Source organism: Paraburkholderia elongata, assembly GCF_013177735.1.
GTDB lineage: Bacteria > Pseudomonadota > Gammaproteobacteria > Burkholderiales > Burkholderiaceae > Paraburkholderia > Paraburkholderia elongata.
Map to the genome: position 1 here is coordinate 36,579 of NZ_WOEZ01000005.1, position 16,445 is coordinate 53,023.

Here is a 16,445-nt window from a genome sequence, read left to right on the forward strand (position 1 = left end):
CAGTGAGGAGATCACATCAGTTCCGTTACCACCATTTACCGGAGTGCTGCCATGGCAGAAGTTGACATACAAACCGTCTATTTCGTCGCGAAGGATATTGCCAGGTTGGAAGATTTCTATGTATCGGCGCTGGGAATGCCTGTCCAGTTCCGCGACGAGAACAAGTGGACTCAATTCCGCCTGCAGCGCAGCGCATTTGCTCTAAGTTCGGCAGAGGAAGCGGCACAAGGAGCCGTCGGGGCCGTCCCCATCTTCCAAGTCGCCGGGGAGGTCCAGGACGAGGTTCGGCAGAAAATCGTGTCCTCGGGCGGCCAGCTACTCGCGCAGCGCGACATGGGCACACACGGCGTCGTTGCCACCTACAAGGATCCGGAAGAGAACATCTTTCAGGTATTCAGCAAATCTCCGGCGCACTAAGTCGCGCTAAGTCAGAAGATCACTCATTTCGCACCTTACTGGAAAAACGATGAAATTCGGTATATTTGATCAAAACGATCGCAATGGGCTGCCTATTCATAAGCAGTACGAAGACAGAATGCAGATTATCGAGCTTTACGACAGGCTCGGCTTCCATTGCTATCACATGTCGGAACACCACGCGACCACGCTGAGCGCTTGCCCGTCGCAAAGCGTGTTTCTTGCCGCTGCCGCGCAGCGCACCAAGAAACTGCGCCTGTCTCCGCTGGTCTACATTCTCCCGATCCACCACCCAGTGCGTCTTGCTGAAGAAATTTGCATGCTCGACAATCTGAGCGGCGGCCGCCTGGAGTATGGCGTGGGCCGAGGCGCCTCGCCCCACGAAATCGAGGCGCTCGGTATCGATCCGGCCACGGCTCAGGCCAGATACATCGAGTCGTATGAAATCATCAAGCGGTATCTCAGCTCGGATACCCTCGACTATAAGGGGACGTTCTGGCAATTCAACGACATGCCGATCGAACTCAAGCCGCTGCAGACACCTCCGCCGACCTGGTACGCGCTGGCGTCACCTGAGTCGACGGTATGGCCGGCCCAGGAGAAGATGAACATTGTGTGCGGCGGCCCGGTCCAGCGAGTCAGAGCCATCACCGAGCGATATCGCGAAGAATTCGCAAAACGGCATCCGTCCACCCCTGAGCCGCTAATCGGCGTGAATCGCTATATCGTTGTCGCGGAAACGGACCAGGAGGCCATGAAAATTGCCTCGCGGGCATGGTCGGTCTTCTATCCGAACTTTTTCAAGCTCTGGAAGAAGCACGGGACGGAACCGGTCAACGCGAAGCTTCCGCCGACGATCGAGCCGCTCGTGGAATCGGGCCTCGCCGTGGTGGGCCGGCCGGAAACCGTTCGTGAAAAACTGCTGGAGCAGGCGCACGACGGCGGTTTCAACTACCTCATCGGAACGTTCATGTTCGGCGACATGTCCGTTTCCGAAGCAAAGACGTCTATCGGTCTGTTTCACGAGTCCATCATGCCGGCGTTCAGCGAGGCGCAAAAGGTCCTGTCATGACCGGAAGCATCCTGTTAGACCACGAACGTCCTGCAATCAGGACGTTCGACAAACGTCAGCTGAGAGACGTGCTCGGGTCCTTCGTAACCGGCGTCACCGTGGTCACCACGCTCGATGCCGAGGGCAAAATGCACGGCCTCACCGCCAATTCGTTTTCCTCGGTCTCGCTGGATCCGCCTCTCGTTCTATGGAGCCAGGCGACCTCCGCGGGAAGCCATTCGGCGTTCAAGGATGCTGAGCGATTCACCATCAACATCCTGGCTGAGCACCAATACGACCTCGCCAATCACTTTGCGACCCGATCGCCGGACAAATTCTCCGGCATCGACTATGACCTCGGGGTCGACGGGCTGCCGCTACTGCGCGATTGCAGCGCATGGCTGGAGTGCAAGGTAGTCTCCCGCTATCCAGGCGGAGACCATGTTATTTATGTCGGGTCGGTGGATTGCATTCGCCAGAGCACGCGGCGGCCACTGGTATTCGGCGGCGGGCAGTATCTGGTCGCCGACCCGCACGACCTCGGCCGCGCGCCGGTCGGAACGGCAGGCGCGATGAAATCGCAGCCACATGCTGTCCGGCTGGCCAGCCGCGCCATGTTGCGGCTCGCGCGTACACTGGACAAGACACTTGCGCTGGTCGCGTGGGGCAATCACGGTCCCACGGTGATCGCGTGGCAAGCCGCAACCACGCCTGTGGCCGCCGATCTGCCGCTGGGGCTTGTGCTACCGGTGACTTCCTCCGCTTCGGGCTTGGCTCTCGCGGCGTTCCTTCCGCCCGAAGCGGTCGATCGATTCGTGACGGCGGAGCTGCGTGATAACGGACGACAAGCGTCTGGCGAACTGCCCCTCACCGTGGAATCACTCGCAAGCGTACTTGAATCCGTCAGGGCTTCGCATGTCGCGACGAGGCGCCCCGGGCCGTTTTATGACGACCGGGTGCTCGCCAACGCCATCAGCGTGCCCATTCTTTCCCCGAGCGGACTCGCCGTGCTGGCACTGACGGCGATCGGCCCGGCAGAGCATTTCGATGCCGCGGCTGACGGCCATTGTGCTGAAGCCCTCAGGGACGCCGCGCATGAGATCTCCGCTGCATTGAGAGAAGCGTGAAATGATATTCACCTTAACGCAACTTACATCTCGGCCAAACTCCAATCATGACTGAAACAGATAGCCATCTACTTGAATCCTCGTTGCCCGCCGTCGAACAGGCATCATTGAATCTCCCCACACTCGGCGATAAACGGGTCATCACGTATCGGGCTGCCGGCGACGAGCGCGCGCCCGCCATCGTGCTGCTGCATGGCATTGGTTCGAGCTCGGCGGGATACCGCGCGCAGCTCGCCGCACTGAGCAAGAGCCATCGGGTAATTGCCTGGGACGCCCCCGGCTATGGACAAAGCAGCCCCTTTGCGATCGGCACGCCGGCCGCCACGGATTATGCGGATGCGCTCATGGCCCTGCTGTCTGCGCTCGGCGTCTCGCGTGCAACCGTCGTAGGCAGTTCATGGGGTAGTGTCATCGCTGCAACGTTTGCGGCGCGATACCCGTCGGCAACGCGCGCCGTCGTATTGAGCGCACCCAATGTTGCACGAGGACATCTATCCGGCACAGAGCGCGACCTGGCGCGAGAAGTCCTGATGCGAAGCGCAGCGGCACAATCGACCGAGGCGCGCGCTGCTGTGGTCAACGCTCTGGTCGCTCCGAACGCCGGTCCCTTGGTTCGCGCGGTCGTATCCCGGCTGAGAGACGCGGTGACCCCTATAGGCTGGGAACACGCCGTGGACATGCTCTTCTCCACGTATACGCCATCCGTCGTTCCTTCGATCCAGGCGCCTATCTCCGTGATTATCGGCAACCTGGACCGCGTCGCTCCAATTGACGACCATGCCAGGCCGATTCACGAGGCTGCTCACGATTCGACACTTCACGTACTCGATGCAATCGGCCACATGCCGAAGCTTGAAGCGCCAGAGGCATTCAATTCCATCGTGTTGGCAGCTGCCGCAGCCGGGACAGACTGACGGAAGGACGAATGCAATGAGGAGGCCGCGGCGCAAGCCGTGGCCCTCGCTTTAGGGCCTGTTCACGCTAATAACAGGCCCTAACGTGTCCATTGCTTGTCGCTCGCCGAGACAGACGGCGCGCATCGGTATTGAGCGCCCGGCTTCTACCCAATTTTGCTGGGGACCTTTCCGCCCAGTGCAACCGTAGATCGAACCGCGCTATCGAGTAGCGCCTTGATCTCTTTACCTTCAACTTCCGTGTTCAGTGTTGCGGGCGATCCGATGAGACTGATGGCAAATCGGAGATCTCCGTCCCTGTCCCAGATAGGGGCCGCGACAGACACGTAACCCATGTCCCCACGATGAACCGTTGTGAAGCCACAGTTGCGCAATTCAGCGATCGCTTCTTCCCGCAAGGAAGCCGGAGTCCAATCCTGTCCCGCAGACAGTTCGCGGCTGATGAGATCGTCGGTGCGCGCAGGCTGAAGGCAGGCAATGAACAGCTTTCCCGCAGCAGTCGTGACCAGCGGAATCAGACCGGTTCTCAGCTCGAGAATACTGCGCGTCTGCCCCTCCTGCTTAAAGAGACTAACCGGTCCATCTTCGGTCCATGCGGTCACAGCCGCGCCACTAAGAGTTGCTTCTCGCAGGGCGATCACCTCCCGACGAACGATATCGAATCCGTCCAACTGGTTGATCGCGCTCATACCCAAAGCAAGCGACGCCGGCCCGAGCTTGTAGCACCCCGGTTTTTCGTCCGCCGACGCAAGCCCGGTCCGCACCAGACTAATCATGTAGTTGCTCGTCGCGCTCGGCGACAGTTCGGACAGCGCAGCAATCTCCTTGAGAGGGAGTGCTCGCTCACTCGTCTGCAACGCCGAAAGAATTCGGAACGCAATCTCGACAGACTGAATGCCGCGCCTCGCAGTCACATTGGTCATTTTTCAGCCATATGGAAGTCACAGAAAAGCACCGCCCCGGGTTTCCACGGACGGTCGTCATGTTGACACGTCTAAGGGTGACCCCTATAGTGTTCAACATAAATTATGTCATTCATTATTGTTGAATGCAACACCGGCAAGCTGGAGCAATCGGGGACAAGCGAGTAGCCGGAACAAACGTTTGAATTTTTAGCATCTCATTTCATAAGTACTACAAATTTTTTACCTTTCCTTTTATTCATATAACTTCTTCGGAAGAGTAACAACCGGATCGGAGACAAGGCATGGCAATTTTTGGACGTACGGTGGCAGGCGCGATCGTCGCACTTTCTGTGACCGGTGCCGCCAACGCGCAGTCCAGCGTTACCTTATATGGAATCGCGGACACTGCAGTACAGTACATAAGCAACGTCGGAGGACACGCCCTATTCCAGGAGGGAAACACGCACTCACCCGACATTTTCGGCTTGAAGGGCGTTGAGGACCTCGGTGGCGGGCTCCGCACCATCTTCGATCTTCAGAACGAGTACTTGCTAAACAACGGCCGGCAACTTGTCCCCGGGACGCTATTCAATAGAAAGGCGTATGTTGGACTGCAATCGGACACCTATGGTACGTTGACGCTCGGTCACCAACCCAGCTTCATGTATGACGTTCTGGCCAATTATCAAACGCCTTTCCTCCTCGGCAACATTCTCTCGCTTCACGAGGGTAACCTGGATGAAATTGCCAACTTCTTCCAGTTCAACAATGCGGTGAAATATGTGAGCCCGACTCTTGGCGGGTTCTCCTCGGGGGCAGAATTTGCATTTGGAAATGTGCCCGGCAATTTCGGCGAAAGCAGGGACTACTCTTTCTTTGTCCAGTACAAGGGAGGACCTCTGAGTCTGGCAGCCACGTACGCGAACGAGAACGACCGTTTTCTGGAACTTTCCAGCTTCATTGGTCTTCCGTCGCTGTTTGGAACCTCACTTCCTCAGGCCGAAGGCGTTGTTGCCAAAAAGCTCGTCAATTGGGGGCTCGGGGCATCGTATCAGCTGAAAAACGTGCTTCTGCACGCCACGTTTACGCAGTCGCGCATCACATTGGCGACTGGCCAGGGTAACGCCAACACAGTCGACGCCGGTGTGAACTGGACGATCAAGCCCGATGACGTCCTCGCGATTGGCGGATGGGTGGAAAATCTCGACGGCGGAAACTGGAAGACCATTACCATCTCGAACTCTTACCTCTTCTCGAAAAGAACTACGGTCTACCAGCAGGTGACCTACCAACACGCGTCGGGCGCCAATAGCGTCGCCTCGTTCACGGGCGCAGGCGTGGCATCCGGTCGGTCTACGACCGGCGTCTCGGTTGGTATCCAGCACTTCTTTTAGGAATGCGATGTTAACTGTCGACCGATGGTGAGCACTGCATGGCCGCACAACCTCAAGCGGCCGCAATAAATGTGTGCAATTGATCTAAAGAAACCCCGCCTATATGTATCGCCGCTGGCGATAGGTTGCATCGAAATATATAGGCTTCTTTCCGGATACGCCATCACCTATCCTCCCCTCCACGAGATCGCACGCCGAGCGGTCGGTTTGTTTCGCCAGCCGCCACCATTGAGGACGCTACATCGTTCAGGCTGCCTGCACTGTTGCAGGGGTATATCGGCTAGTCCACAAGGAATAGTTCATGCAAAACGTCCATGCCGGTAACGCGGCCATTCCGGCCATAGGCTTTGGCACCTATGGGATGACTGGCGACGACATTTATCGAATGATCCCCGCAGCCCTTCGTGCCGGCTTCCGTCATATCGACACCGCGCAAATCTACCGTAACGAGGCGGAGATCGGCGACTGCATCGCCGTATCCGGCATCCCAAGAAGCGAATTATTTCTGACGACCAAGGTCTGGGTTAGCAACTACTCCGCAAAATACTTCGACGCGTCCGTCAACGAGAGTCTACGTAAGCTCAAGACGGACTATATCGACCTACTCCTGCTGCACTGGCCGGGATCGGATGTGCCTCTCGCCGAACAGATCGCGGAGCTCAATGCGGTCGTGCGCGCAGGCAAGGTCCGGCACATAGGCGTCAGCAATTTCAATCGTGCACTGTTGACGGAAGCGATCCGGCTCTCGGCAATTCCGCTGGTAACGAATCAGTTCGAATACCATCCGTATCTGAATCAATCCTTGCTCATCGAAAGCACGCGCGAGGCTGGGCTCGCCGTGACAGGATATTGCGGCATGGCGATTGGCCGCGTCTTCTCGGATCAAACGCTCAAGGAGATCGCGGCACGCCATGACAAAACCATCGCCCAGATCATTTTACGGTGGCTTGTTCAACAGCGCGGCGTTGTGGCGCTTTCGAGAACCACGCGGATCAGTCGACTGGCGCAAAACATAGCGGTATTCGACTTTGAGTTGGACGGCGCGGACATGGCGGCTATACACGCGTTGGCGACGGAAGACAGCAGAATTGTAGATCCGCCCGGTCTTGCCCCGCTGTGGGATAGTACAGGCGCTTGACCGTCTGGTCTCTGGCGCGATAGCCAGACATTCGGAATGGCCGGGTTCGCGTTTAGAGACCAAAGCATGCAACACCGGGTTACACGAGGTAAGTAGCCTACTTCCCGAGCTGTGCGATGAACGCGCGAGCAGCCGGCCCTGGCGGCGCGTCCTTACGGTAAACAACCTTCATCGGCATCCTCGTATCGCGCGGCAAGCCTTCAACGCGAATCGTCACCAAGGTGCCACTGTCGAGATCCGGCTTCACCATGTGCAGGGGCATATGCCCCCAGCCCAGGCCCGCCTTCAGAAAGGCATGCTTGGCCCCCATATCCGCGAGCCTCCACGTCGAGGGGGACAGTACACCGAATTCGCGCCCTTGGGACAGCGCGGTTCGGTCGCTGAGTACGAGTTGCACGTGCTTCTTCATTGCGGCAGCGGAGATAATGCCTTGGAAATTTGCGAGCGGATGAGAGGGGCTTACGACGGTAACCAGCTCAAGCTCGCGCAAGGATTCGACCTGCAGTTCGTCCGTCACGATCGGCAGAGTGCCAATCACGCCAATATTGCAAATCTGGTCGAGCACCAGCTTCATCACGCCGCCCAGCGCCTCGACATAGAGCCGCAGCGGCGTGTGCGGATAATCCTTTTGGGACTGAGCCGCCGCGCTCGTCAAGCTGTCCATTGGGTACATCACGTCCATCGCAACGGAGAGCTCGGGCTCCAGACCCTCTCGCATCGCGCGCGCTCGAGCCTTGAAACCATCGATCGTGTCAGCCACGGAACGGGCGTCGAGCAGCAAGCTCTTACCTGCATCGGTAAGCTTCGGGTAGCGGGCAGTGCGATCAAACAGCTTCACCCCGAGCTGTACCTCGAGATTCGCGAGGGTCTGGCTGACCACCGATTGCGCGCGCCGGAGCTTTCGTCCGGCTGCCGAAAAGCTGCCTTCATCGACCGCTGCGATGAAGGTCCGAAGCTGGTCCAACGTAATACCGTCAAGCATATCCATCGCCTATATCGATACGTAGAATCTAAAAATATAGGCTTTTAAGATGTAGCGCAAGCTCTTACCTTACCCGTATCACGCTTTTTTGAGGCAGAGCCATGAACATCGACACAGCCGTACTCACCCCGATTCCGCAAACAATGCTGGCGCCGCGCCGGATCGCTTTTCGCACCGGCGGCAGTGCGCACGGCGGCATTACTCGTCTGGCCAGTCCCTCCGATCTCGGAGAGTTGATCAAGCCTTTTGTGTTCCTTGATCACGCCGTGGTCGTACCGACCGGCAAGCCGATGTTCGGGTTCCACCCGCACTCGGGCATCGCAACACTCACCACCGTGCTGAGTGGCGGAATCTCCTATGAAGATACGACCGGCAAGAATGGCGAACTTCGAGCCGGCGGCCTCGAATGGATGAAGGCCGGCAATGGTGTCTGGCACGACGGAAACGTATTGCCAGGCGAAACCGTACGCCTCTTTCAACTCTGGGTCGCCCTTCCGCCCTCGCTGGAGAATTCGCCGCCGGAAAGCCAGTACATCTCGCCAGCCCAGGTCCAGCGGGATGGGCCAGTCCGCGTAATCCTCGGCCGCCACGGATCTGCAGCGAGCGATATCCGCGCGCCTGAAGGCATCAACTATTTCCATGTTGAACTGAGCGCTGGGGATACGTGGCGATACGTGCCGCCGGTCGGACACAACGTCGCGTGGCTGGCGATCGACAAAGGCCGCCTGAACGCATCCGAGCCGATCGAGGCAGGGGAACTCGCCGTGTTCGAGGAATCCGACGGGGCGCCCATCGAGCTGCATGCCGAGGGCGCGACGTCGTTCGTCATCGGCTCCGCTATCAAGCACCCCTATCCATTGGTGCTCGGCCACTACTCGGTGCACACGAGCCCGGACGCGCTTGCACAGGGTGAGACTGAGATCCGCCGCATCGGTCGCGATCTGGCTGCGCAGCGTCGCATCGCCACGGCCCGAAATGGTTGACGTTGTAGCTCTTTTGCCAAACCGTAATTTTCTTTTAGAAGCGGAAAGTCATGACAGGCAGCGCGATTCTTTCACCGGCCGATGTGGCCGTCGCTTATTTCGACAGGCTCGACCGTGGCGCTCCAGAGTTGTTCGAACTCTTCGCTGACGACTTCGAGTTTTACTTTCCGAAGTTTGGGATCGGCAAGGGAACGGAGGATTTCGTCGCCTGCATGACAGGTCTGCAGGGTCGGCTTGAGAGCATTACCCATTACGTGGACCGGTCAGCTGTCATTGTCGCTGGCGACAAGGTGGTCGTCGAGGGTCTCTCGTCTGGACGAATGAAATCAGGTGAAGAGTGGCATGGCGGCGTTACAGCTGGCGGGCGCTTCTGCAACGTGTTCGAGATCCGGGGCGGCCTCATTGAACGTGTCTCGGTTTATCTCGATCCCGATTATGTTTCAGAAGACACCGAACGCTTCCTGTGGAAGAACCGCAAGAGCCAGTGGTGAAGGGGCTTGCCGCGGCGGCAGTCGAACAAACATAAGCCAATTGCTTCGCGACGCATTGGATCGGCGGGATGACGGCCGCTTCTACCATAGCCGGCTTTACTCTCCGCGTCCCGCAGCAAGCGTTTCGAGCAAGTGACGGACGACTGGAATTCGTGCGTTACCGAGTGAGGACGAACGCTTGTACGACGCCTGGCTTTGTCGTCAGGGTCCGGCGGCAGGCGCCTCGCGCTCGCCGATCTCGTGGTCGAAGCTGCCACCGAAAATCTTGATCTGAAGATTCGCATCCTGAAGCAGATCGAATCCGTGGCGCGATCCGATGCGATCATCGCGTCGAACACTTCATCGATCTCGATCACTGCGGGCGTGCTCATTCCTCAGCCTTGCCGAGGCCGCTCCATACGACCTTGACAGCCTTGCGGAAGGCATGCAGTTGCGAGGGGTTGTCTTCACTCCAGCGAAGGAAAATAACCAGGCCCTGGCAACTGGACACGATCAATGCGCCACGCAATTCGCGCTCCTCCATCGACAGTGCCGGATTGAATTCGCCAACGAGCTTCGCAAAAAGCCTCGTGAACTGCTTTTGTATCTCCACGACCACATCGCGCGCAAACGGTTCATGCAGCGCCAACCCCCAACTTTCGAAGATGGCTGCAGGCATCCCAGGTTTGACAAACTCGGCGAAAGCGTCGTCGATGATCGCTTCGAGCCGCGCCTGCGGGGAGCGGTTTCTGTTTTCGGCAAAGCCTCGAAAGCGTTCGAAGTACCGCTTTGCGACCTCCTCGATCGTGGCGCGCAATAGCGCTTCACGGGTCGAAAAATAGTGCTGTAACGTGCTCAGGCGAATGCCCGCATCATTGGCCACGCGGTTGATCGTGTACCCCGCGTAACCCGCCGCGATCAGCACGTTGATCGATACATCGATGATCTCAGGCACCCGGCTCTCCCGATTGCCGCGCTGCCTCGCGAGTGTCGCGGTTCGTGGATCAAATATCGCTGCGGAAGTGAGGGTCAGTTTTTTCACGTGCACTCCGAATAGGTTATCTAACCTGACTTAAGTATAGGTTGAGAAACCGGTTTTCCCAAACATCGACGCACGAAATGTCCAATGAATCAAAGCTTCTAAAGGCAAATATCGTTTACCCTCACATCCAAATTAAGCGGTTGATTTATAGGTTATCCAACCTATAGTTGTCGGTAAGGTAACCGACAAGACGTTGCAATGTTCCAGCCACGAATTGGCGGGACACGATGGTGGCGCCGCGGTGAGAGGAGAGCGAGATGGGTTCCGGCAAGATGTGCTTGCGATCACTGGTCGCAAAGTGGTTTGGGCACTCTGCGGTGGTGGCGGTACGCGTGATGGAGTTCAGTCGCACACCATCGGATCGAAGGCGCTACGTGCGCATCGGCGTGATGCGGCCGGACGAAGGTTTGACCATCGTTTTCTTCCGGCACGATGACGGTTCGTGGAACGTGTTCCCGGCAAAGGCGAGCACGCCGGCGATGCGCGCTTACCCGCTTGCGGCATGAGCGACGGGTCGATAGTCGGGCGATCTCGGGAGAACGGAATGAACATCCTGGAATTGGCGGCGGATGCTGGAATGCTGATCGTACTTGACGGCAAAATCGGTCGCACCGAGTACCGAAGCGTCCATGGAACGCTGGATGCGTTTCAGCGTTTTGTTCACGCGTTGGAATCGGCACTGGCGAATAACGAGGAGTCCGATGGGTCTCAGTGTCAGGGCAGCCTGTGCGCGGAGTCTTCGTTATTTTGAAGAAATGGCGCCGGATCGAGTTCGCTCACACTGGAGAGCAAGCTCGATTGGATGGAGAGACTGATGAAGGTTTCCGCAATCTACGCCTGGGTGGCGGCGCTCATTGCTATCGCCGCGGGGCTCCCTCCAGTCTTGTCCTACGCCTACGCGCTCGATCCGCAACTCGACTGTAGATCGAACGCACACGCGTTCATCGCCCCGCTCCTGAAGGACCAGTACATCGATCCGAAGCCGATGCGCGTCGAAGCGAACTCGGTCAACGCATTTCGACCGGCGCACGGCAGCAACCTGACGGCATTTGGCTTTCGCGTCTACGCCGTCCTCGGGTATGAACACAACGATGCACTGTTCAAACGTGGAGATGGCCAGCCTGTTACAGACTCAGCCTATGGTGTGGTAGTGATGGGCCCGACCGAGTCAGTAGAAGCGCACGCGCGCCAGGCCGGCAGCGGCGCTGTCATTCATCAAGTAGCCCCCCTACTACTAACGGCCATTTTCTGCAGCGGACCGTGACGCGCTCAGCAGCGCGGTCAGTCAGCGTAAGGGGCTGAAAAAGCAATAGCGGGCGCTACGCACCCAGCACTTCGAGGCGTGGGAAAGCGCGACGTGCGCGCCGATGCTGCCTTGTATTTTATTTATTGGTGGGCCGGGTCGGAGTCGAACCGACGATGTCCTTTCGGAGGCGGATTATGAGTCCGCTGCCTGCAACCAGCACGGCGTCCGGCCCTGAGAAAACTAAAACAGCCAAGAAAAAGACCCGGTCATGAAGTCCGGGCCTAGTCACTGACAGGCCGACATACTACACGAAAAAGGGGCCTCCGTGACCGCTTCGCTCTCGCGAAACAACCAGGAAGCCCCTAGACTTGCTACATCCCGCCGACCTCGATCAATTCCCTTCGAGGAACGACTTCAGCTTGTCCGAACGGCTCGGGTGACGCAGCTTGCGCAGCGCCTTCGCTTCGATCTGACGGATCCGCTCACGCGTCACGTCGAACTGCTTACCGACTTCTTCGAGCGTGTGATCGGTGCTCATCTCGATACCGAAACGCATCCGCAGCACCTTCGCTTCACGCGGCGTCAGCGAGTCGAGCACGTCCTTCACGACATCGCGCATGCTGGCGTGCAAGGCGGCGTCGGCCGGCGCGACCGTGTTCGTATCTTCGATGAAGTCACCCAGATGCGAATCGTCGTCGTCACCGATCGGCGTTTCCATCGAGATCGGCTCCTTCGCGATCTTCATGATCTTGCGGATCTTGTCTTCCGGCATCTCCATCTTCTCGGCCAGCGTTGCCGGATCCGGCTCGAGACCGGTTTCCTGCAAAATCTGACGCGAGATGCGGTTCATCTTGTTGATCGTCTCGATCATGTGAACCGGAATCCGGATCGTACGCGCCTGGTCAGCAATCGAACGCGTAATGGCCTGACGGATCCACCACGTTGCATACGTGGAGAACTTGTAGCCACGACGATATTCGAACTTGTCCACCGCCTTCATCAGGCCGATGTTGCCTTCCTGAATCAGGTCGAGGAACTGCAGGCCACGGTTCGTGTACTTCTTCGCGATCGAGATCACGAGACGCAAGTTCGCCTCGGTCATTTCGCGCTTCGCCTGACGCGCCTTCAGTTCGCCGGCCGCCATCTGACGGTTGGTTTCCTTCAGGTCCTTCAGCGGCAGCACGACGCGCGCTTGCAAATCCAACAGACGTTGCTGCTGCTCGCGAATGGCCGGAATGTTACGCGTGAGGATCGCGCTATACGCGTGACCTTCGCCGACGATCTTGTCAGCCCATTCCAGATCCGTTTCGCTGCCCGGGAAACGCGCGATGAATTCCGCACGCGGCATGCCGCACTTGTCGACCACGGTATGCAGGATCTGACGCTCGACCTGACGCACTTCGTCTACTTGCGCACGCAACGTGTCGCACAGACGCTCGACGGTGCGCGCGGTAAAGCGGATCGTCATCAGTTCGTTCTGGATCGTTTCCTGCGCCTTCAGATACGACTTGGACTTGTAGCCTTCCTTCTCGAACGCGCGACGCATCTTGTCGAACCATTCGCTGATCATGGCGAACTTCTCGAGGGACGCACGCTTGAGCGCTTCCATCTGCGCTGCGTTGGCCGTGGCTTGCGCCGTGCCGTCGTCTTCTTCCTCGTCGTCCGCGTCTTCTTCCTCGACTTCCTCGTCTTCGCTTTCGATCGCTTCCGCTTCCTGCGCCGAGAAGCCGTCCGCATCATCCGCGTTGGCGTCGATCAGGCCGTCGACCAGTTCGTCGATGCGGATTTCCTCGTTCGCGACGCGCTCAGCCATGGCGAGAATGTCGGCGATCGTGGTCGGGCACGCAGAGATAGCCATCACCATGTGCTTGAGGCCGTCTTCGATCCGCTTCGCGATTTCGATTTCGCCTTCGCGCGTGAGCAGCTCGACCGTACCCATTTCACGCATGTACATGCGGACCGGGTCGGTGGTGCGGCCGAATTCGGAGTCGACGGTGGAGAGCGCGACTTCCGCTTCCTCTTCCACTTCGTCGTCCGACGAAGCAGCGGGTGCGTTGTCGTTCAACAGCAGCGTTTCAGCGTCCGGCGCCTGCTCGTACACCGCCACGCCCATGTCGTTGAACGTGCTGATGATGCCTTCGATCGCCTCGGTCTCGGTGAAGTTGTCCGGGAGGTGGTCGTTGATTTCCGCGTACGTGAGGAAGCCGCGCTCCTTGCCGAGCTTGATCAGCGCGCGCAGTTTGGAGCGGCGCTCTTCGAGTTCCTCGACGGTGCCCGGCTGCGACGACGCGAACGCGTCTTTCAGCAGCGCTTTTTCCTTTGCACGACGATCGCGAGCCTTGACCTTTTCCACCTTGCCTGGAACGGCCGCAGGGGTTTCTTCGCTTTGGGTTGCGTCGCTTTGGGTTGCGTCGTCATCAACGGGTGTTTCGTTCAGCTTTTTCGTCATGGAGTTCGTCGTACCGGCTGTAGTCTCGACTCGCGGCTGTTGGACAACAGCCGGTTGAACCGTGGATACTGGAGTCTCGCGCTCTACCGCATCGTCCTGCACGGCAGGCGCTTCCCTTGCGCTTCTGACACCCGGCTGTTTTATGGCCGGTAGTGGTACAGCTTTCGCCGCCCTGACCGGCTCCGCGGGCGCAGCGGAAGTGGTCGAGGATTTCTTCCCGGCAGGAGGTGTGACGCTTGCGGCAGACGTTTTTCTGGGGGAAGAAGCTAACTTGGCTTCAGTGACCTTTCTGGTCGGCTCGTTCGAGCCCGTGCCTGTTGCTTTTTTTCCGCCTGGTGTCTTTGCCATCGCAATCGCCTTTTCGCCTTTGCTAGGAAAACCATTGAAAAAACAAACCGCTAGAAACCTTTTATTATAGCACCCAGGCTTCTGCCATCCCGCTTACAGCCCGAGCTGGCGCTTCATCTCAGCCCGCTTCTGATTCAGGCCCGTCAGCTCCGCAAACTCCTCCGGTGTGTGCCGGGATTGCCGCGAAAGCTGCTCGAGACGATCACAGTAAGCGTCGTATCGCATCTTCAGAATCGCCGCTTTCAGCTCCTCTCCGACGATCCGTTCCTGCTCACGCCGTTCCTCGATGACGGTCGCATCCTCCGGGTCCTTCAGCAGCAAATCCCGGACATTTTCATCATAGTCTAGAATTTTGCGAAAGATTTCCTCGAAAGTTGGGGCATTCGCGCCGTTTCGCAATAGGTCGGACAGCAACTGAAACTCCGCCGAATCGCCCAGCGCGCGCGCATGCGTCGTCACTTCTTCGAACAGCTCGCCGTGCCGCGTGACGCTCAGAAGCGCCTGCTCGGCTTCCTCGTCGAGCACCGCCACCGTCCGCGGATACATCACCAGATTGCGCAGCGTCTTTTCCTCGATCCCGGTCACACTGCGCCGGTCCTTGCGGGCCGGCGCCAAACGGGCGGCCGCCGCAATCCGGGCGTCGACCTCGCATAAGGCGGCCACTTCGTCGAACGGCACGTCGAGCCGGTCGGCGAACATATGCATGATCTGCGCGCGCAACGCATTGGCCGGCAGTTGCTGCAGCAGCGGTTTCGCGTCGAACAGCGCGCGGGCCCGGCCTTCCGGCTGGTCCAGTTCCTTGCCGGTCAGCACCTCGTTCAGCATGAACTGCGACAGCGGCATGGCGCGCTCGACCTGCTCGGCGAACGCTTCCGTGCCGAATTCGCGCACGTAGCTGTCCGGATCGTGCTCGGACGGCAGAAACAGGAACCGGATGGTCCGGTTGTCCGCCGCATGCGGCAGGCAGGCATCCAGCGCACGACGCGCGGCGCGGCGCCCTGCCGAATCGCCGTCGAAGCTGAAGATGACCGTATCGGTCTGACGCATCAGTTTCTGCACATGAATCGGCGTGCAGGCCGTGCCGAGCGTGGCCACCGCGTTCTGGAACCCCAATTGGGCCAGCGCGACCACGTCCATGTAGCCTTCGACCACCAGCACGTAATGCTGTTCGCGAATCGCCAAACGTGCCTCGAACAGCCCATACAGCTCGCTGCCTTTGTTAAATAGAGGCGTTTCCGGTGAATTCAAATATTTGGGTTCGCCGCCGTCCAGCACGCGCCCGCCGAAGCCGATCACCTGCCCCTTCACATTGCGTATTGGGAACATGATCCGCTCGCGAAAGCGGTCGTATCGGCGGTTCTGGCCTTGCGCATCCGACTTTTCGCTGACGATCACAAGACCCGATTCGACCAGTGAATCGTCCCGATAGTTGGGGAACGCGGGTTCGAGGTTCTGCCAGCCGTCCGGTGCGTAGCCGAGGCCGAAGCGGGCGGCGATCTCGCCGGTCAGGCCGCGTTTCTTCAGATACTGGATCGCGGCCGGCGCGCCGCGCAACTGCTTGCGGTAGAAATCGCATGCGGTCTGCATAACATCGGACAGTGCCGTGGTGACCGCCTTGGACGCGGCCGGCGAATACCCGCCGGAACCGCCACCGCCCCCATATCCCGGCGAAGGCTCGTTCGGCACGGTCAATCCGACCGATTGCGCAAGTTCGTTGACCGCTTCTGGGAACGTGGAGCCGACGTGCTCCATCAGGAAGCCGATCGCCGTGCCATGCGCGCCGCAGCCGAAGCAGTGATAAAACTGTTTAGTCGAACTAACCGTAAACGAAGGGCTTTTCTCGTTGTGAAACGGGCACAGCCCCATGAAGTTCGCGCCGCCCTTTTTCAACTGCACATACCGGCCGACCACGTCGACGATATCGACGCGGTTGAGCAGGTCCTGCAGGAATGACGGTGGAATCACAGTGAATGACGCTA

General features: G+C 58.7%; 17 protein-coding genes, 1 tRNA gene and 1 pseudogene. 13 read left to right on the forward strand and 6 right to left on the reverse strand.

Features of this window, described 5'->3' with window-relative positions; translation table 11 throughout:
• The first annotated feature begins 51 nt into the window (after nt 1-51).
• From GNZ13_RS00890 to GNZ13_RS00905, 4 genes are read left to right on the forward strand one after another with little or no spacing between them, the layout of a single operon-like run.
• Nucleotides 52-417 (forward strand): VOC family protein, encoded by a 366-nt coding sequence (locus GNZ13_RS00890; RefSeq protein WP_172159638.1) that lies wholly within the window; start codon nt 52-54, stop codon nt 415-417.
• 49 nt (nt 418-466) lie between these two features.
• Nucleotides 467-1,489 carry an LLM class flavin-dependent oxidoreductase gene (locus GNZ13_RS00895; protein WP_172159640.1) on the forward strand — a complete coding sequence of 341 codons (1,023 nt, stop codon included), beginning with the start codon at nt 467-469 and terminating at the stop codon, nt 1,487-1,489.
• Nucleotides 1,486-2,595 carry a flavin reductase gene (locus GNZ13_RS00900; protein ID WP_172159642.1) on the forward strand — a complete coding sequence of 370 codons (1,110 nt, stop codon included), beginning with the start codon at nt 1,486-1,488 and terminating at the stop codon, nt 2,593-2,595. The genes GNZ13_RS00895 and GNZ13_RS00900 overlap by 4 nt, the downstream gene beginning before the upstream one ends.
• A gap of 47 nt (nt 2,596-2,642) precedes the next feature.
• Nucleotides 2,643-3,509 (forward strand): alpha/beta fold hydrolase, encoded by an 867-nt coding sequence (locus GNZ13_RS00905; RefSeq protein ID WP_172159645.1) that lies wholly within the window; start codon nt 2,643-2,645, stop codon nt 3,507-3,509.
• Between the two features lie 146 nt (nt 3,510-3,655).
• Here the strand turns inward: GNZ13_RS00905 and GNZ13_RS00910 are convergent, their stop codons facing one another.
• Entirely contained in the window at nt 3,656-4,432 is a 777-nt protein-coding gene (locus tag GNZ13_RS00910; protein WP_172159647.1) for an IclR family transcriptional regulator, read from the reverse strand.
• Nucleotides 4,433-4,716: 284 nt separating this feature from the next.
• Here GNZ13_RS00910 and GNZ13_RS00915 point away from each other — a divergent pair, with 284 nt between their 5' ends.
• Together GNZ13_RS00915 and GNZ13_RS00920 are read left to right on the forward strand one after the other, a co-directional pair.
• Nucleotides 4,717-5,808 carry a porin gene (locus GNZ13_RS00915; RefSeq protein WP_172159649.1) on the forward strand — a complete coding sequence of 364 codons (1,092 nt, stop codon included), beginning with the start codon at nt 4,717-4,719 and terminating at the stop codon, nt 5,806-5,808.
• 301 nt (nt 5,809-6,109) lie between these two features.
• The gene (locus GNZ13_RS00920) at nt 6,110-6,946 is read left to right on the forward strand and encodes an aldo/keto reductase (RefSeq protein ID WP_172159651.1); all 837 of its coding nucleotides are present in this window, start codon (nt 6,110-6,112) and stop codon (nt 6,944-6,946) included.
• Nucleotides 6,947-7,043: 97 nt separating this feature from the next.
• Here the strand turns inward: GNZ13_RS00920 and GNZ13_RS00925 are convergent, their stop codons facing one another.
• On the reverse strand, nt 7,044-7,928 hold the full coding sequence (locus GNZ13_RS00925; protein WP_172159702.1) for a LysR family transcriptional regulator: 885 nt from the start codon (nt 7,926-7,928) through the stop codon (nt 7,044-7,046).
• Nucleotides 7,929-8,029: 101 nt separating this feature from the next.
• Between GNZ13_RS00925 and GNZ13_RS00930 the strand changes: the two genes are divergently transcribed.
• The 3 genes and pseudogenes from GNZ13_RS00930 to GNZ13_RS00940 all read left to right on the forward strand — a co-directional run.
• Entirely contained in the window at nt 8,030-8,911 is an 882-nt protein-coding gene (locus GNZ13_RS00930; RefSeq protein ID WP_236001754.1) for a pirin family protein, read from the forward strand.
• Nucleotides 8,912-8,961: 50 nt separating this feature from the next.
• Nucleotides 8,962-9,402, forward strand: coding sequence for a nuclear transport factor 2 family protein (locus GNZ13_RS00935; RefSeq protein WP_172159653.1), 441 nt, complete (start codon nt 8,962-8,964; stop codon nt 9,400-9,402).
• A 219-nt stretch (nt 9,403-9,621) separates the two neighbouring features.
• Nucleotides 9,622-9,789 (forward strand): annotated as a pseudogene (locus tag GNZ13_RS00940) (3-hydroxyacyl-CoA dehydrogenase NAD-binding domain-containing protein); the annotation flags it as partial.
• Here GNZ13_RS00940 and GNZ13_RS00945 read toward each other — a convergent pair.
• Nucleotides 9,770-10,423: a TetR/AcrR family transcriptional regulator gene (locus GNZ13_RS00945; protein ID WP_172159655.1), complete on the reverse strand. Its 654-nt coding sequence runs from the start codon at nt 10,421-10,423 to the stop codon at nt 9,770-9,772. The pseudogene GNZ13_RS00940 and the gene GNZ13_RS00945 sit on opposite strands and share 20 nt — an antisense overlap.
• A gap of 257 nt (nt 10,424-10,680) precedes the next feature.
• On the opposite strand from GNZ13_RS00945, the gene GNZ13_RS00950 reads away from it, so the two are divergent.
• From GNZ13_RS00950 to GNZ13_RS00960, 3 genes are all read left to right on the forward strand, one after another.
• On the forward strand, nt 10,681-10,929 hold the full coding sequence (locus GNZ13_RS00950) for a hypothetical protein (RefSeq protein WP_172159657.1): 249 nt from the start codon (nt 10,681-10,683) through the stop codon (nt 10,927-10,929).
• A gap of 38 nt (nt 10,930-10,967) precedes the next feature.
• Entirely contained in the window at nt 10,968-11,174 is a 207-nt protein-coding gene (locus GNZ13_RS00955; RefSeq protein ID WP_172159659.1) for a hypothetical protein, read from the forward strand.
• Nucleotides 11,175-11,237: 63 nt separating this feature from the next.
• A complete protein-coding gene (locus GNZ13_RS00960) occupies nt 11,238-11,687 on the forward strand; it encodes a hypothetical protein (RefSeq protein WP_172159661.1) in 450 nt (149 codons plus the stop codon).
• Nucleotides 11,688-11,813: 126 nt separating this feature from the next.
• On the opposite strand, the gene GNZ13_RS00965 is transcribed toward GNZ13_RS00960, so the two are convergent.
• Together GNZ13_RS00965 and rpoD are read right to left on the reverse strand one after the other, a co-directional pair.
• Nucleotides 11,814-11,901: transfer RNA gene (locus tag GNZ13_RS00965), tRNA-Ile, on the reverse strand.
• 159 nt (nt 11,902-12,060) lie between these two features.
• A complete protein-coding gene (gene rpoD, locus GNZ13_RS00970) occupies nt 12,061-14,262 on the reverse strand; it encodes an RNA polymerase sigma factor RpoD (protein WP_407945595.1) in 2,202 nt (733 codons plus the stop codon).
• Between rpoD and GNZ13_RS54120 the strand changes: the two genes are divergently transcribed.
• Nucleotides 14,261-14,536, forward strand: coding sequence for a DNA primase (locus GNZ13_RS54120; RefSeq protein WP_407945596.1), 276 nt, complete (start codon nt 14,261-14,263; stop codon nt 14,534-14,536). The genes rpoD and GNZ13_RS54120 overlap by 2 nt on opposite strands.
• A gap of 23 nt (nt 14,537-14,559) precedes the next feature.
• Here GNZ13_RS54120 and dnaG read toward each other — a convergent pair whose 3' ends face one another.
• Complete coding sequence (gene dnaG / locus GNZ13_RS00975; protein WP_172159665.1) at nt 14,560-16,431, reverse strand: DNA primase; 1,872 nt, start codon at nt 16,429-16,431, stop codon at nt 14,560-14,562.
• Between the last annotated feature and the right edge of the window lie 14 nt (nt 16,432-16,445).

Bases quoted from the DNA above. Each gene is read 5' to 3' on its own strand.
- GNZ13_RS00890 (WP_172159638.1), top strand. From the start codon at position 52: ATGGCAGAAGTTGACATACAAACCGTCTATTTCGTCGCGAAGGATATT.
- GNZ13_RS00895 (WP_172159640.1), top strand. From the start codon at position 467: ATGAAATTCGGTATATTTGATCAAAACGATCGCAATGGGCTGCCTATT.
- GNZ13_RS00900 (WP_172159642.1), top strand. From the start codon at position 1,486: ATGACCGGAAGCATCCTGTTAGACCACGAACGTCCTGCAATCAGGACG.
- GNZ13_RS00905 (WP_172159645.1), top strand. From the start codon at position 2,643: ATGACTGAAACAGATAGCCATCTACTTGAATCCTCGTTGCCCGCCGTC.
- GNZ13_RS00910 (WP_172159647.1), bottom strand. From the start codon at position 4,432: ATGACCAATGTGACTGCGAGGCGCGGCATTCAGTCTGTCGAGATTGCG.
- GNZ13_RS00915 (WP_172159649.1), top strand. From the start codon at position 4,717: ATGGCAATTTTTGGACGTACGGTGGCAGGCGCGATCGTCGCACTTTCT.
- GNZ13_RS00920 (WP_172159651.1), top strand. From the start codon at position 6,110: ATGCAAAACGTCCATGCCGGTAACGCGGCCATTCCGGCCATAGGCTTT.
- GNZ13_RS00925 (WP_172159702.1), bottom strand. From the start codon at position 7,928: ATGCTTGACGGTATTACGTTGGACCAGCTTCGGACCTTCATCGCAGCG.
- GNZ13_RS00930 (WP_236001754.1), top strand. From the start codon at position 8,030: ATGAACATCGACACAGCCGTACTCACCCCGATTCCGCAAACAATGCTG.
- GNZ13_RS00935 (WP_172159653.1), top strand. From the start codon at position 8,962: ATGACAGGCAGCGCGATTCTTTCACCGGCCGATGTGGCCGTCGCTTAT.
- GNZ13_RS00950 (WP_172159657.1), top strand. From the start codon at position 10,681: ATGGGTTCCGGCAAGATGTGCTTGCGATCACTGGTCGCAAAGTGGTTT.
- GNZ13_RS00955 (WP_172159659.1), top strand. From the start codon at position 10,968: ATGAACATCCTGGAATTGGCGGCGGATGCTGGAATGCTGATCGTACTT.
- GNZ13_RS00960 (WP_172159661.1), top strand. From the start codon at position 11,238: ATGAAGGTTTCCGCAATCTACGCCTGGGTGGCGGCGCTCATTGCTATC.
- GNZ13_RS54120 (WP_407945596.1), top strand. From the start codon at position 14,261: ATGGCCGGTAGTGGTACAGCTTTCGCCGCCCTGACCGGCTCCGCGGGC.